13 protein-coding genes and 1 pseudogene are annotated in these 16,360 nt (G+C 39.8%); 8 read left to right on the forward strand and 6 right to left on the reverse strand.

Annotated elements, in window-relative coordinates:
• Positions 1-134: 134 nt before the first annotated feature.
• From MHH87_RS02080 to MHH87_RS02090, 3 genes are all read right to left on the reverse strand, one after another.
• Positions 135-1,715, reverse strand: coding sequence for an ABC-F family ATP-binding cassette domain-containing protein (locus tag MHH87_RS02080; protein ID WP_340747675.1), 1,581 nt, complete (start codon positions 1,713-1,715; stop codon positions 135-137).
• Positions 1,716-1,935: 220 nt separating this feature from the next.
• Positions 1,936-2,124, reverse strand: a complete 189-nt coding sequence (locus MHH87_RS02085; protein ID WP_340747676.1) for an SE1832 family protein — start codon at positions 2,122-2,124, stop codon at positions 1,936-1,938.
• Positions 2,125-2,193: 69 nt separating this feature from the next.
• A complete protein-coding gene (locus tag MHH87_RS02090; RefSeq protein ID WP_340747677.1) occupies positions 2,194-3,240 on the reverse strand; it encodes a CMP-N-acetylneuraminic acid synthetase in 1,047 nt (348 codons plus the stop codon).
• Between the two features lie 134 nt (positions 3,241-3,374).
• On the opposite strand from MHH87_RS02090, the gene MHH87_RS02095 reads away from it, so the two are divergent.
• Complete coding sequence (locus MHH87_RS02095; protein ID WP_340747678.1) at positions 3,375-4,181, forward strand: NAD(P)H-binding protein; 807 nt, start codon at positions 3,375-3,377, stop codon at positions 4,179-4,181.
• A gap of 143 nt (positions 4,182-4,324) precedes the next feature.
• On the forward strand, positions 4,325-4,879 hold the full coding sequence (locus MHH87_RS02100) for an NADPH-dependent FMN reductase (RefSeq protein ID WP_340747679.1): 555 nt from the start codon (positions 4,325-4,327) through the stop codon (positions 4,877-4,879).
• Positions 4,880-5,252: 373 nt separating this feature from the next.
• Here the strand turns inward: MHH87_RS02100 and MHH87_RS02105 are convergent, their stop codons facing one another.
• Complete coding sequence (locus tag MHH87_RS02105; protein ID WP_340747680.1) at positions 5,253-6,296, reverse strand: Cj0069 family protein; 1,044 nt, start codon at positions 6,294-6,296, stop codon at positions 5,253-5,255.
• A gap of 577 nt (positions 6,297-6,873) precedes the next feature.
• Here MHH87_RS02105 and helD point away from each other — a divergent pair.
• From helD to MHH87_RS02130, 5 genes and pseudogenes are all read left to right on the forward strand, one after another.
• Entirely contained in the window at positions 6,874-9,060 is a 2,187-nt protein-coding gene (gene helD / locus MHH87_RS02110; RefSeq protein WP_340747681.1) for an RNA polymerase recycling motor HelD, read from the forward strand.
• A 343-nt stretch (positions 9,061-9,403) separates the two neighbouring features.
• Positions 9,404-10,570: an aminotransferase-like domain-containing protein gene (locus MHH87_RS02115; RefSeq protein WP_340747682.1), complete on the forward strand. Its 1,167-nt coding sequence runs from the start codon at positions 9,404-9,406 to the stop codon at positions 10,568-10,570.
• A gap of 441 nt (positions 10,571-11,011) precedes the next feature.
• Positions 11,012-11,797, forward strand: a complete 786-nt coding sequence (locus MHH87_RS02120) for a serine/threonine protein kinase (RefSeq protein WP_340747683.1) — start codon at positions 11,012-11,014, stop codon at positions 11,795-11,797.
• 169 nt (positions 11,798-11,966) lie between these two features.
• A pseudogene (locus MHH87_RS02125) lies at positions 11,967-12,073 on the forward strand (LytTR family DNA-binding domain-containing protein); the annotation flags it as partial.
• 247 nt (positions 12,074-12,320) lie between these two features.
• Positions 12,321-12,473: a hypothetical protein gene (locus tag MHH87_RS02130; protein WP_340747684.1), complete on the forward strand. Its 153-nt coding sequence runs from the start codon at positions 12,321-12,323 to the stop codon at positions 12,471-12,473.
• A gap of 153 nt (positions 12,474-12,626) precedes the next feature.
• On the opposite strand, the gene MHH87_RS02135 is transcribed toward MHH87_RS02130, so the two are convergent.
• Both MHH87_RS02135 and MHH87_RS02140 read right to left on the reverse strand, forming a co-directional pair.
• A complete protein-coding gene (locus tag MHH87_RS02135; RefSeq protein WP_340747685.1) occupies positions 12,627-14,387 on the reverse strand; it encodes a sensor histidine kinase in 1,761 nt (586 codons plus the stop codon).
• 9 nt (positions 14,388-14,396) lie between these two features.
• Complete coding sequence (locus tag MHH87_RS02140; protein ID WP_340747686.1) at positions 14,397-15,125, reverse strand: response regulator transcription factor; 729 nt, start codon at positions 15,123-15,125, stop codon at positions 14,397-14,399.
• A gap of 256 nt (positions 15,126-15,381) precedes the next feature.
• On the opposite strand from MHH87_RS02140, the gene MHH87_RS02145 reads away from it, so the two are divergent.
• Positions 15,382-16,359, forward strand: a complete 978-nt coding sequence (locus MHH87_RS02145; RefSeq protein ID WP_340747687.1) for an ABC transporter ATP-binding protein — start codon at positions 15,382-15,384, stop codon at positions 16,357-16,359.
• The last annotated feature ends 1 nt before the right edge of the window (position 16,360 follow it).

Consider the following 16,360-nt stretch of genomic DNA (forward strand, 5'->3'; position numbering starts at 1 on the left):
TCAAGTAACCCAAAGAATGTTGCAAGTAAAAGACCAAAAGTTACAAGTAAATCTAAAAATAGTGCAAGTAAACCAGAAAATTGTGCAAGCAAATCAAAAAAGAGCTTCGCAAAAATTGCGAAGCTCCCGAAATCCTATTCCAAATCCAATTCAGCAGTTTTACCTGTTGTGAACCAATCTTGTACGTTCCAAACTTTCGTTACTAAACCATCATAAAATTCAGGTTCATGGGATACGAGAATAATTGTGCCTTTGAATTCTTTCATCGCACGTTTTAATTCCTCTTTCGCATCAACGTCTAAGTGGTTGGTCGGTTCATCGAAAATTAAGCAGTTGGCCTCATCCATCATTAATTTACATAGACGCACCTTTGCTTGTTCGCCACCTGATAATGAATTCAGTGGGCGCGTGATGTGGTCAGTTTTTAGACCTGCTTTTGCAAGTGCACCCCGAATTTGTGCTTGATCCATGGAAGGGAAAGCATCCCACACATCATCAATTGGTGTAATTTTATCTGCTTTTACTTCTTGCTCGAAGTAAGAAGGGGCAAGGTAGTCACCTAAGATTACTTTTCCGTCTAGCGGTTTAACTTTGCCAAGCATTGTTTTTAGTAGTGTTGATTTACCTACACCATTCATGCCGACAAGGGCGATTTTTTCTCCGCGCTCAATCATGAATGAAAGAGGAGGTAATAACGGTTTTTCTTTATCGTAGCCGATTACAAGATTTTCAGCTTCTACGACGAAACGACTAGGCGTGCGAGCTTCTTTAAAGCGGAACTCTGGTTTTACAGCTGTTTCTGGACGGTCGATACGTTCTAGACGGCCAAGTTGTTTCTCACGAGATTTTGCACGACCTGAAGTTGAGTAGCGTGCTTTATTTTTCGCAATGAAATCTTCTTGCTTTTTAATAAAGTCTTGTTGTTTTTCATACGCGTCAATATGCTGGCGTTTATTAATTTCGGCAAGCTCCATAAACTTTTCATATGTTGCTGTGTAGCGCGTTAATTTTGAAAATTCTAGTTGGAAAATAACGTCGACTGTTTCATTCATAAATTCTGTATCATGGGAAATTAATAAAAATGCGTGTGGATAGTTTTTAAGATAGTTTTTTAACCAAGTAACATGCTCTTCATCCAGATAGTTGGTAGGCTCATCTAGAAGTAACACTTTTGGTTTTTCTAATAATAGTTTTGCTAGTAATACTTTCGTACGTTGACCACCTGAAAGTGCTGAAACGTCGCGGTCTAATCCGATTGCATCAAGACCAAGTCCGCGTGCAACCTCTTCAATTTTCATATCAAGCGTATAGAAGTCACCGGCATCTAGTGCGTCTTGAACTTCTGCCATATCATCTAGTAATGCTTCTAATTCTTCCGGCGTTGCGTCGGCCATTTTTGCTGCGATTTCATTTAATTCTTCTTCCTTTTTATAGAGAGGAAGGAATGCATCGCGAAGTGCATCGCGCATTGTGCGACCTGGTGTTAGTACTGTGTGCTGGTCCAAATAGCCGTAATGCGTGCCTGGAAGCCATTCGACTTTTCCATCATCATGAATTGTTTGACCTGTAATGATGCTCATCATTGTTGATTTACCAACGCCGTTTGCACCAACAAGTCCGATGTGATCGCCTTCGACTAAGCGAAATGATACATCTTTAAATAGTGTGCGGTCACCGAAAGAATGACCTAAATTTTCAACTGTTAAAATTGCCATTTATAATCCTCCAATAGTATCTTCAAATAATGTTTAGGGTGCAGACTTTTGCGAATGCATGGTACTTTTCGTGCATTTGCTTCTGCAAGCTATAGTGCTACGAAAAAATACGCTCTTTATGTCAGTAGAAATAGAAAGACACATCTCGCCCTAAAATCGGACGTGATGATGTCCTTTATGATGTGGTTAAAAAGATTTCACCACTAAAAAAACTCGCGGGCTATGCAAATGCCGCGAGCTGCTTATTTAACTGTGCAAGCCGTGCTTCCATATTTTCAAGACGTGTTAGTGCTTGCTTCACGGAGCCAGCATGTCCTAGTGATTCAAGTTTTTCCATATCACCTTGAAGGTTGACGTAATCCATCTTTAGCTCAGCGATTTCCTGCTTTAATTGGTCTTTTGTTAGCATAATATAAAGCTCCTTCAACAACCACATTTATTCTTTCAATATTGTATCATATGCTCGCTGAAATTTTCACTAAATGTGTGCGATATTGTGACGTTCGTATGCAAAATCAAGGAGTAATGCTTGTAAAATTTCGTTATTGTGAATGATCTCTAAGGAACGCTGCTTGCGAACCGCTCGCTCGCGGCGATGGTCATGCAGCAGGAGCTCCATTACCGCATTTTGAATAAAGGACTGCTTCATTTTACGACCAAGCCCTAAATGAATAAAGCCGTTTGCCTCGCGCGGAAATGCATGGCCAAGCTCGCGCTCATTTTGCGCAGCGGTAATGCAAGCGATGCCGGCAGCTGCGACTTGATAAGGCGTGTAGCTGGCATTGCAAATAATGAGGTCCGCATCAGGCATTAAGTGAAGCAGGGCATCAGGTCTCCGGACAACCTTTGTATTCCGTCTGCTAAGCACCATCATTTGCAAATCCTCCACTGAATGTGCATAGTCATCATCAATTGCAACGGAGATTTTCAGCGGTATATGCAGCTGAGTTAAATGGCGTAGAGTACGGTACGTAAGGTTATTCGCATCGCCGTCCTCAAAGGCAACGACAATATGTGGAAGCGAGTCGGAAAAGCTTGCCTCAGTTTCGGGCTCAGTCTCTTCAGCTAATCTATCGGCCACCAACTTTACTTCATCACTCACAGCATACGCATAGCTACCGGCCAGCTCATTAATATGAGGATGCTCACGAACTTCCTCAAAGAGTGCAACAATATTGCAGTCTGCCAGCTGAGCCCCTTCACCGAAATCATCAAAGTGTACAAGCGTTGTACAAAACGGTCGAATTTGCTCAACAGCATCAATGGCCGTATCCTTGCCATCATGTACGATCAAATCTGGTGATAACTCTCGTAAATGTTTTGGCAACTGTGTGAAGCGCTCAAAAAGAATTGGCGTAAAGCCTACCTCTGTAAAATAGTGAATCGCCTGGTTATTTGTTGTTTTAATAAAAACAAAAACCGTTTCCTCACTTAGCAGCTGCGCTAAAATTGCTGCACGTTTAAACGGATATAGGCCTTTTAATTCACAATGCTCCACAATAAACGCAACTTTCCTTTTTTGCATAATCATCCCACCCTTTCCGGTTTCTATTTAAATTATGGTGAAAACTACTAAAGTATGTGTGAAAATGAAAGACATACAATAGTACGGAGAAAAAGTGCTCGGATAAACGGCGCTTTAGGAAGGTGGTTTTAATGATGGGAATGCGTTCAGCGCTTGTTGTGGGAGCGACCGGGTTAGTTGGTTCCGCGCTCGTCCGATTATTATGTGAAAGTGAGGAATACGCCGCAGTTAATGTAATTGCAAGGCGCCCACTTAATTTTTCACATCCGAAATTAGAGGTGAAGGTGCGGGAATTTGATGAAATTGCCGAGCTGGATATTGAATTTGCACATGAAGTATTTTGCTGTCTTGGGACAACGATTAAAAAAGCTGGATCTCGTGCACAATTTGAAAAAGTGGATGTGGAGTACCCGCTCTACATTGCTGCGCTTGCGAAAAATCGAGGCATTGGGCATTTCATCGTCATTTCGGCAATGGGGGCTAGTGAAAAATCATTTGTTTATTACAACCGGGTAAAGGGAAAATTACAAGACCAGCTGATTGCGATGGATTTTCCGCAGCTATCCATTGTGCAACCGTCACTGCTAACAGGGAACCGGACCGAGCGCCGCATTGGTGAAAAAGCAGGGGAGAAGCTACTGAATGTAATGGGGCCATTGCTAATAGGGCCAGGTAAAAAATACCGTTCGATTTCAGCCGAGCAAGTGGCGCTAGCAATGAAGGTCATCGCGCTGCACGGTAAACGGGCAAAGGTGTCCATTTATAAGTCCGATGAGCTAGCCGAGCTGCAAATGCCTGTTGTTGCAGAGGAAAATGTGCCTTCGCGCGAGGAGCTGTTTAACTGGGATAAATTAAAGAAGGAAGAGCTTACACCGATTGATGAGGACGTCGTGTTTGACCGTTCTAAAAGAAAAGAAGTAGAGGAACTAAACGACCAGTAATCGCGTAAACGCCAGTTCCGACCAAAGTCTGAAATTTATCTATTGAAAAACAGTTCCCTATTCTAGCATTGCTGCATCTGTTACAATAAGCGATAGGAATTACACAGAGATGAGCTCTGTAAACAGATGGAGGAACGAACTACATGAAGATTTTACTCGTAGATGGCACAGTGTTTGGACGTAAAACAGGTGCAATGCTACAACAAGTTGAACATTATATTAACGACTTTAATAGCGAGCTAGAGCTTGAAATATTATATTTCAGTGATTTAAAGCACCAAATTTTAGACGGCAGCCCGTTAAATGACGACATGAAAATGATGATTCAAAAATTTGAAGAGGCGGACGGTTACATTATTGCATCACCGATTTTCCAAGCGTCAATCCCAGGTGTGTTAAAAAATGCATTTGACATGATTTCGCCAAAAGCAATGCGTTACAAACCAGTCGCAATGGTTGCAAACGGTGGCACGTATCAGCATCACCTAGTAGTAGAAAATCAATTAAAACCAATTCTTGATTACTTTCGCTGCTTAGTAACACCAAACTATGTGTACACACACGCATCTCATTTTGATGCTGACAATTATATTGTGGATCCAGACGTGCACGAACGCCTACGCGAACTAGCACGCGTTTTCGTTCAATACTGCGAGATGAGCAAATCATTATGCAGAGAACCGATTGATACACCTTAAGAGAAACTAGCCAAAATTAGGATTTTGGCTAGTTTTTTTATTGTTAAAGAAATTATAAAATTTCGCATTGTAGATAATATTTTAATAAGTATATGTGACACCTAGGCGAAAGCGCCAGCCCCTCAAGGTTGCGGTCTGCCCTCTGGCGAAAGTTGTGGAGATTTTACTTTCACTTCGGGCTCGCAAGCAGCTTGTCGGGGCTAAGCAGGCGCTGTAGCACTTTTGTTCTTAGGAAGGAGTTAGTTAGAAATAATGAGTGTCTATTTAGAAATCCCAGAGACCTACTCATATTTCCCTACAAAAAAACGATCCTAAATAGAAATGATATTCAAAAACGTATCACTTTTATTTAGAATCGCATATTTCATTAAAATCAAGCTGTTACATCCATGACTTCTCCGATACAAGCTAAAATTTCTTCCGCTACGTTATGCGCGAGCTCGAGTTCAGATGTGAAGCCTACACATGAACAGTTCATTTCACCAAGAATGTACGTATCCTGACCAAATGCATCTGTATCTAAAATGAAATCGGCTGTCCAAATCAAGGGCAAATCATAGCCACCTAATAAATCAGTAATTTCAGGAAGCTTAGCTAGGAAGCCATCTACTAACACAGACCATTCTTCTGGCTTGTCATAGCGGTACTGTGCGCCAGAGAAAAGCGTTGCGCTGAAGGCATCCGCATCTTCTGCAGGCTTTTTATGCACGACATTGATTGGCTTATCACGTAGCATGAATAAGCGAATTTCGCCTTCCTTAATGCGTGGCAGGAAAGGCATATCGACTAACATGCCGTTTGTACCGACGATGTATTGTTCACAAAAGTCCATAAAAGCACCTAGCGCATGATATTCCACATGATTATCTTTCGCCTCTGTACATTTCACCTTAGCATCCAGCGGCACCTCAACAGCATCGGCGGCCAGCTCATCCACTAATTGAACGCGCCAAATGCCTTCACCTGTTGACCCACGATTTTGCTTTAATACACGTTCATTATTCACTAATGATTTTGGGAATGTTGATTTGAATTCTTCAATTGTATAGTAGGCATACGTATCCTCAGGAACAAACGTCGTATGTCGTAATTTTACTAAAGCATCTTTAGCACCGTAACCGATCATTGCATCGGGATGCGGCATGCCAATCACACCTTCATTACATAGCTCACGAAGCATTTCAAAATACTCGGCTTCATGTTTTAAATTCCCCGGATTAATGCGTGAAACATAAGCAACTGCATTTTCTTTTACATAATTAAAAATCGCATCACGTTTTTCGATGTCAAAAAAGATTACTTCTGCATCCTGCCCTCGTTGCTTCAAAGCATCAACCATGGGCATCGTATCTTTACGATGACCATCTAGACCTTTATCGCTACCACCTTGTACTTCAAAAAATATGACTTTACTCATATTATCTACTCCTTTCGAATTATGTATTACTAGTTCATCATAACTTGAAAATAGTAAAAGAAAATAGGTGGAATGTAAAGAATTTGTTGTGGGATTTCTATATTAATAAATAAATATGCTCGTTTAAAACATAGTATTCTAGTTGAAATTAATACAGCGATTAGTAAAAATCGGATATAGCTGTTGCTGTAATAAAAATACGTAGAATGTTGTTTTTGTTGCTGTCAAAAGACAAAATAAATACAAAAGAACATCTCAATAAACCCTTTATATTTCTAGGAAGAGGGGCAAAATACGGTATTCCAAATAGGTCGCTACTTCTATTGAATTTAGCCTAAAAAATATGCTAAAAATCAGCTAAAAATTAGTTCTAATTAATCAACGGATAATAAAAATTTGCTTTGTTAATTTTATTGAGCCCTTCGGTGAAATTGTGTCTAAAAAAGCAAAATGAAAACGCAATATAAAGGTGGTCGTCATAACTGAAAATTAATGCTAGTTTTTTTGAGCGATTTCGGGAATAATGGCATATACGTGTTTTTCTGGCCTAAGAGGGGCTTTTTCAAGGAGGTACAAGATGGAACAAACAGTTTGGCAGCAGGAACAGCAACATTTAAAGGAAATTAGTGAAATGCTGGGTTTGCACATTGCAGCACTCAATCTACAACTAAAAAAACAAAAGGGCGAAATTGTAGAGGAACGGACAGCCGTTTCTTCTGAGTTCAATGACGTTTCGGGCGAGAGCGCGATTCAATTTTCACAAATGCTGCAAACGATGCAGCTCCGTGAACGCCAATATTTAAATGTTAGTGACCAACTTACAAAATCGGAAATTTTATATAAAAGCCCGTATTTCGGACGTATTGCAATTGACAACGAAGAATGCGAGCAGGAAAAGCTGTACATTGGGCTTTCTACGTTTCGTGATCCGGTGTCTGAGGATGTGCTCATTTATGATTGGCGCGCACCAATTTCAAGTCTTTTTTATGAAAATAAAGTCGGACCGTCACGCTATCAAATTCCGGACGGGGAGTTTATTGAAGTGACGATTAAAGGACGTCGCCAGTACAAAATTAAGTATGACGAGCTGCTCCAACTATTTGATGCAGATATTTATATCGGAGATGAAGTGCTGCAGGGCTTGCTTGCGGATACAGCGAAGGAAAAAATGAAGTCCATTGTCGCAACGATTCAAAGCGACCAAAACGCGGTCATCCGTTCATCGAACAAGGATAACTTAATTGTACTTGGCCCGCCCGGTAGTGGGAAAACGTCTGTGGCGATGCAGCGAATTGCGTTTCTACTATATGAATACCGTCAAACGATGAACGCCAAAAGCATCCTACTCATCTCGCCGTCGGATTTATTTAACGATTATATTTCGAATGTTCTCCCGGAGCTTGGCGAGGAAAATGTGCAACATACGACGTATTACCGCCTGCTACGTGATATGAATTTAACGCGCTACCGTTGCGAAACGAATTATGAAAACATTGAGCGACTGCAAAATGCATCAGCTACAGAGCGTGAGCATTATGCATTTAAAGGATCACATCGTTACGTAAAGCAACTGCTTGCGTATATCGACCATATTCAAAAACAAAATATGCCATTTTATAATTTAAAAATGGGTGAGGAAATGTTTGCTTCGGCGCGTCAGTTATCACAGTTGTTTTATGTGAAATTCAAAGGACTGGATATCGATTTTCGCTTGAAGAAAATTCGTTCAACACTACAGACACAGCTTGAAGAGCGCAAGAATAAAGAATTTACGACCCGCTTAAAAGAACTGCGCGCAGTGAATTCTTATATCGGTTCAGACGAAGAGCTTGAGCAGCAAGCAAATAGTGACATGAACAAGCGCTACGGAAAGCTTGCAGCGACGATTGAGCAGCTTGGCTTTATTAATGTGCATAAAATGTATTTACAGTCATTAACATTCAAGGATGATAATTTATTTACACAGGAAATTCAAGCAGCAACGGCGGAGAACTTACAGCAAAAACGCCTGTACTATGAGGACTTGGCGCCAATTATGTATTTAACGGCCATGATCAAAGGCTTATATGTCAATAATGTTATCAAGCACATTGTCATTGATGAAATTCAGGATTACTCGTACTTGCAGCTGCTGACGATCAAGGCGATACATCCGAAGGCACATTATTCTCTACTAGGTGACCGCAATCAACTCGTACATCCGCAAATGAAGGACTCACTGACGGGTCCGTTGGCGAAGCACTTCAAAACCGTGGAACTGAATAAATCCTACCGTTCCACAAATGAAATAACGGAATTTATGAGTGCGATTTTAAACAATACGGAAACGCTGTCGCTCGGAGTTGCAGGGGACAAGCCGCAAATTATTCAAACGACAAATCGTGCACAAGTAATCCAGCGATTGGTCAAGCAGCACTACAAGGAGCAGGATAGTTTCGTACTCCTCTGCAAAAATAAAGCAGGATGCGAGCAGCTATACCGTGAGTTAAAGCCGGTTATAGATGCCGTTCAGCTCATTAATGCGGAGCAAAAAGTCTATATGAAGGGCATTTTAATTATGCCAGGCTATATGGCGAAAGGCTTTGAGTTTACGAGCGTCGTACTGGCGGATGCCAACGCAAAAACCTACAACGAAGAAATGGATGCGTATCTTTTATACACAATTGCTTCGCGCGCTACACGAAAACTATTTCTATTAGTCGACGGGGAATGGCCAAAAATGATTCAACATATTCCAGTAGAGTTATTTGAACGGAAAGGGTAACTAAACAAGGTTATGTATTCAGCGATAAGCTGTTGCATAGCCTTTTTAATTGTTAAGGAAGTATTAATATTTTTGTAGCGATGAAAGTATAAGTTTCTTAAACATATAATAAAGCACATCATCTGGCCCTATTTTACGCGTGATAGTGTCATTCTTATTAACGAGAGGGGGCACAGATCAGACAAGAATTTTCCTTTGTATGCAGCGCACTACAACCTCACGCTCTCGTGTCACTAAAATACTTTATAAAACGTTTATTAACTGGAATATCACTGACATATTGTATATATTACATGAAAGTGATAAAATTTTGAAAAATCCGATAAAAGGGAAGAGATTAAATATGCAATATTCAGAGAGAATTTTAAATACACCGTCATCATTTATCCGGAATATTTTAAAGGTAACAGATGCAGAGGATGTTATTTCATTTGCAGGCGGTTTACCAAACCCAATTTCATTTCCAATCGATGCGTTAAAACAGTCAGTAAATCATGCGATTGAAGTAAGTGGGAGTAAATTATTCCAGTATTCTACAACACAAGGCTACTTGCCATTACGTGAATATATTGCAGAAAAATATAATAAGAGGCAACCAGGTCTTGATTACAAACCTGAAGATGTATTTATCACAACGGGTTCACAACAAGCGCTTGAGTTAATGTCAAAGGTATTAATTAATAAAGATGACGGCATTATTATTGAAGAACCTGGCTATCTTGGTGCAATTCAAGCATTTACACTTAGCCAACCAACTTTCTATGGTGTAACACTTGAAGAGGAAGGTCTAAACTTAGAAGAACTTGAAAAGGCACTACAACAGCCAAACGTGAAGTTCATCTATACAGTACCGAACTTCCAAAACCCAACAGGCTTAACGTATTCTAAAGAACGCCGCGAGCAAATTTATGAAATCGTAAAAAAACACGATGTAATTTTATTCGAAGACGATCCGTACGGTGAATTACGTTTCACTGGTGAATCATTACCTTACATCGGTGCGGGCAAGCTAGAAAACAGTGTCGTACTTGGCTCATTCTCTAAAACGGTTACACCGGGTATGCGTCTTGGCTATATTTTAACAAAAAATCATGAGCTATTAGGGCATATTGAAACAGCAAAGCAAGCATCAGACTTACATACAAATATTTTTGCACAATATGTAATCCATGATTATTTAGCAAATAATGAATATGATGCACACGTGCAAAAAATTATCGCATTATACAAAGAACAGTCAGATGCAATGTTAGCGGCAATGGACAAATACTTCCCAGCGCATGTAACCTACACAAAACCAGAGGGCGGTATGTTCATCTGGGCAACGATGGGGAACGGTGCGTCTGCACTTGAGAAATTCCACGAAGCAATGGAGCAAAAGGTAGCATTCGTACCAGGCGATCCATTCTATACTGACAAAAAAGGCGTTAGCACAATGCGCCTAAACTACACGAACGCAACGCCAGAAATTATCGAAGAGGGCATTAAGCGTTTAGGTAGCATCCTATAGTTCAGAAATGAGCCTATCCTTTCGCGGGTAGGTTTTTTTTGGTTGTGAAGGAAATTATAAAATTTCCCCATGTGGATAATATTCAAATAAGTAAATGAAACGTCTAGTCGAAAGCGCCAACCCCTTTAACATGATTGGAATAGCTATTAAAACAACTGTAGCGTGTAACAGCGCATTATTAACAAACAGATTCTTAAAATAGTAAATTTTTGAAACCTTTTTCCTCAAAATCCGTATACATTAGTACTAAAGATTGAAGGGAACGAAAATTATGTTAGGGAAAATTATTAAATCACTTTTTAAAAGTAAATTCGGCCACCGCCGTTATTCATCATCAAGCAGTCATCGTCGCTATGCAAGCCATCATAATCACTACGGTCATAAGCACTATAAACGTAGCCATAAAAAAAGCTCGGGATCCTTTAGTTTTTTCAGTAGCTAATGCATCGCTATTTTGAGAGGAAGTATGACGCATTAACAGCGCAATTTTTACTAGATTCAAATTATGAATTAATTGAACAGCTCGGTATGGGCGGCTACGGTGTGGCCTATTTAGTAGAGCACAAAGAAACGAAAGTGCACTATGTATTGAAACGTTTGCGCCGTAAGCACCGAAAATCTGAGAAAAATAAAAAGAAGTTTTTTTTAGAAATTGAAATTTTACGTAAGCTACAACATGTACCAGTACCACAAGTCATTGAAGAAGGATTTATTGCAGATGTGCCGTTTTATATCATGACCTATATACAAGGCGACACGTTTGAGCAACGGATTTTTCGTGACGGGGCGAAGTATTCTATTGTGGACTGTTTAAATATCATCGAGCAACTCATGCACATTGTGTCGGAAATCCATGCGCAACAAATTGTGCACCGAGATTTACGCATTCCGAATGTGATTATTCAGGGGCAGGAACTTGCTGTCATTGATTTTGGACTCGCAGTGGAATTACATCATGATGCGGACATGAAAATAAAAAACCCTAAGAAATTGCAAACACCCGCCAGTGATTTATATTTTTTAGGCCATTTTCTATTGTTTTTATTGTATTCGGATTATGAAAGCACGGAGAGAAAAGAACGTAGCTGGCAGCAGGAGCTCGATCTCCCGCAACAAGTAACTGCATTTCTGGAACGCCTGTTAACGATCCGTCCGCCGTTTCAAACGTTAGATGACGCTTTACAGGAACTTGCGTTGGTAAAAAAAGTGATTAAATCCGAAGTATAAAAGTGAGCGACTTAAAGGTAATTGAAATTATCGGCTCGTCTTCCAGTAAGAGCTTTAGTGAATAGTATGGGCTGAGCCAAAAGTGGTAAATTCACTTTTGACACAGCCCTTTTTTAATTTTGAAAGCGTTGAAGGAAAAGTATTCGTTTATGTCGCAGCCAAGGCCAATCCGTGCAACCTTACATTAAAAGAACTTGAAAAAAACTGACTCCACTTGGATTTTTCCGCTGTCACCGTTCGTATATTGTGAACTTAAAAAAGGTACGGGAAATCATTATAGTTAAGTACTCCAAGGTCCGAGAAAAATAATCGATCTCTGCTATTTCAAATAAGCTAGCTGATTTAAAGGGGGATTGTAGGAATATAAATAGTTTCATGTTATTTCCTGGGGAATACCGCGGAACACTCAGCGCAAATTACACAGAAATAACACGTATTTCCTACTATTCACCATGAAACTACTCTTTTCAATACGCCAATCTCCTACATTAAGAGTAACCAATCACCTAAAGGAGGTTGGGACATGACAGCGGTAATTGATGTGCACAATTTAAAAATGACGTTCGGCAAGGAGGAAGCTTCGATCGCAGTTTTACCTGTGATGGTAGTATTCTCATCTGGCCCGTTAGCGCTCGCTTTATCCGAAACTTATCCCTCAGTTAAGGTGGCAGAATAGCTTCCGAGTGAACAGTTATTGTTACTGGCAGAGTAAGTCTAGGGCGTATTATTTTGCCTATAGCGATGATGTTTGTGTGGACGGTTGCCGCAGTCATTTATAAAAAAAGAATGATGGAAAAAAAGCTGCCCAAGTACTGTTGGGCAGCTCTTCCTATTTCGGGATAGTCAGTATAATAACCGTACCCCATCCTTCCTTACTTTGCACAATGAGCCCGTATTGCTGGCCGTATGCGACTTTTAGACGGCGATGTGTGTTTAGAAGACCGATATGCTTTAAATGGTCATTGTTCGTTTCGAGTCGAGCCCGAACTTCTGCCAGACGAGACTTTGACATACCGTGTCCATTATCAATAACCCGTATTTCAATTGATTTTGGTAAATTTATTAATTTAATCTTCATTTTAAATGGTCGTTCAGAAGTAAGTCCGTGCTGTAAGGCATTTTCAATGAGCGGCTGTAAAATGAGCTTCTTCACCTGATAATGACGGATGGTATCATCAAGCTCCCATTGCAACGTAAACTCATTATGATACCGGATCTTTTGTATTTCAATATAGTGCATCGTATATTTAATCTCCTCTGAAATCGGCACTAACCTAGTTTCTTCATCTAAAGAATAACGTAAAATGACGGCGAGATTTTCAATCATTGCATTTAATTCATTGGGGCTACCCGTTAGCGCAATAGCTTTCCAATTAATTGTTTCGAGCGTATTAAATAAAAAATGCGGATTAAGCTGTGAATGAAGTGCCATATATTCCATCGCCTGCTCCTTATATTTTTTCTCCGCTACATGCACCTTTAATATGTTCGTTTCTCTGTAATTAATTAAAATACTATGTACGATATAGCTATAAATATCACGTACTTGGCGAGGCAGTGGAGGGAGTGGTTTATCGGCTTCCGCTGCTTCAAAAATTGCGACGATGGTTTTGACGTTCCGAGATGTAATATTCGTCAAATAGAGCGCTAATAAAACGCTCCCCCCTATGCAAGCTACGAGTAATACGAGCGCGATTTTAATTAAACGAATCGGCACTTCGTAGATTGATGATTTCGGGCTAACTGAAAAGTACGTCCAGTTATATTTCTCAGAAGTGATTTTCGACACAATAAATGAATCTCGGTTAATGACCTTAGAAAAGACATCTTCTTGCTTTTTCATAATATCCGCAATATCCGATTTCTTTAGTGAAAAACGCTCCTCATTGAATAAAACTTTATTTTCTTCATCAACGATAAATAATCCGAGTCCAGCTGTTTTTGATAAGGTGTTCAGCTGTTCTTCAATATATTCTGTTTTAATATTTAACACGATGACGCCATCCATATGTGGGATTTTTCGGAACATCGTAATTAAATCAACCTTATCAGAAGGCTCGTTAAAAATTTGTTTTGAAATGGTGCGCGCTTCAGCCCATGTCAATTCATCGCTTGCGGCATGACGCTGAAAGCTATTAAACCAGTACGTATCGTCAAATTCCTCAAGCTCTGTTAGACCACCCGCTGTAGAGGAAATAAATTTACCATTTTGATTTGCTACATAGATATAAATGGAATCAATGTATGGTCTCGCAATATTCGGTGAATCAATGAAATTTTTCAGGGCTGCTAGTTCCTTATGATCCTCCGTATTCAAGATAGATTTATTCATCACCTTCTGCAAATTTTCAAACTCAGACGCACTCGCAATAATATATAAATTTAATGAATCGAGCTCGTTTAAAATAAGTTCCAGATGTTCACGCGTTTGCTTCAGAAGATTCGTGCTTTCATCGTTAATGCTCTCCTTTACATATTGCTGGATAATTACAATTGACAAAGCACCCATGACAATAAGCGGAATTAGCATCGGAATGAGGAGCGTTAGGAAATTTTTAAAGAAGTAATCTCGATAATAATTATTATTCACAAACTTTCTTCACTCCTCTTGGCGGTATTCTCTTGGTGATTTGCCAAACGTTTTACGAAACGTCCGCGTAAAATTTTTGGAGTTACTGTAGCCAACCATTTCGCTAATTTCATAAATTTTATACTGTACATCATCGAGAAGTTCTGCGGCTTTCTTCATTTTCACTTGCACGACGTAATCGGAGAAATTTGTTCCCGTCTTTTCCTTGAAGTACTTGCTAATGTAGTAAGGGTTCATATGGACAAGCTTTGCTGCGCCTTCCAGTGAGGCATTTTGATAATGACTTTGTACATACTTTTTGATCGTGTCGATAATTTTATCGTTTGACGATTCGAGCTGTGGAAGCAAGTAAGGTTTTTGATTGGCGTCGAGTAATTGTTTAATTTTGCAAAATACATCGGATAACTCACTATATTTTGTTGGCTTTGTAATGTAATTATTGACCCCGTATGCAATCGCCTGCTGAGCATAATGGAAATCTTGAAAGCCACTTAAAAAAACGACTTTAATATTTGCTTGATGCTCAAATAAGTGTTGCGCCACCTGAATACCCGTCATGACAGGCATACGAATATCAGTAAGTAGCACATCCACTGGCTGCTGCTCGATAAAGGTGAGTATTTCAACACCATCGGCAGCTTGCCCCACAACCTCAAAACCAATTGACTCCCACGGAAAATAACTGCTAAGCCCGTTACGGATTTCATATTCATCATCTGCAATGAGCAATTTATACATCGAAAAACACCCCTATTTTTCTAATTGTTTAATTCTTTTAAATATATTGTGAATTAAATCTTACTCTTTTTTAGATATTTTTCCACTCTTTATATTAAAAAAAGATACCTTTTTGCAAAAATATCTAAAAGTTGTTAAGCGAAGATACCAATTGTGAAGATATGTATCTATTTATGTAAAAAAACTTCGTGTTTAATAGAGAATATACTTTTATTGAATTTTCAGTTTATTAAAGCGTCAGCTGGGGGTGGTTAGGGTGAATAATCTTTTAGAAGTGAAGGATTTGCAAATTGTTTTTGAAAAAGAGAAAAAAGAGCTCGTTTCTGTTGATAATGTAAGCTTTTCATTAAAGCGTGGAGAAACTCTTGGAATCGTAGGGGAATCAGGGTGCGGCAAGAGTGTTACATCGTTATCGATTATGCGACTGCTTGGAAAAAATGGTCGTATTCGCCAGGGAGAAGTACTATTTGCTGGTGAAGATATAGCACATGTATCGGACAAACGAATTCGTGAGCTACGTGGTAACGAAATTTCGATGATTTTCCAGGAGCCGATGACATCACTAAATCCGGTATTGACGATTGGTGACCAAATGATGGAGAGTATTCGTCTCCACATGAAACTGGATAAAAAAGCAGCACGTCAATATGCGATTGAGATGTTAGAGAAGGTACGTATACCGCGTGCTGAAGTCATTATTGATGAATACCCACACGGATTATCAGGGGGAATGAGGCAGCGTGTCATGATCGCCATGGCACTCTCTTGTAAGCCGAAATTACTTATTGCAGATGAGCCAACCACGGCACTAGATGTAACCATTCAGGCTCAAATATTAAAGCTGATGCAGGGCTTACGTGAAGAATCGGACACGTCAATTATGCTTATTACGCATGATTTAGGCGTGATTGCTGAAATGGCAGACCGCGTCATTGTTATGTACGCAGGGCAAGTTGTAGAGGAAGCGGAAGTGTTTGAGTTATTCGACAATCCGAAGCATCCGTATACGAAAGGGCTGATGGCATCAATCCCGCATATTGAATTTGATGGAAATGAACGACTTGTTTCGATTCCAGGAACGGTTCCGTCACTCGACCAAATGCCACAAGGTTGTCGTTTTCAGTCTCGCTGTTCTTTTGCGACAGACAAGTGTATAGAGCAACAACCGTCATTAACGCAAATAACTACACAGCATGCAGTACGCTGCTTCTTATATGAATCGGGGGAGGAATAAT

It is taken from the genome of Solibacillus sp. FSL H8-0538, assembly GCF_038003525.1.
GTDB lineage: Bacteria > Bacillota > Bacilli > Bacillales_A > Planococcaceae > JBBOPI01.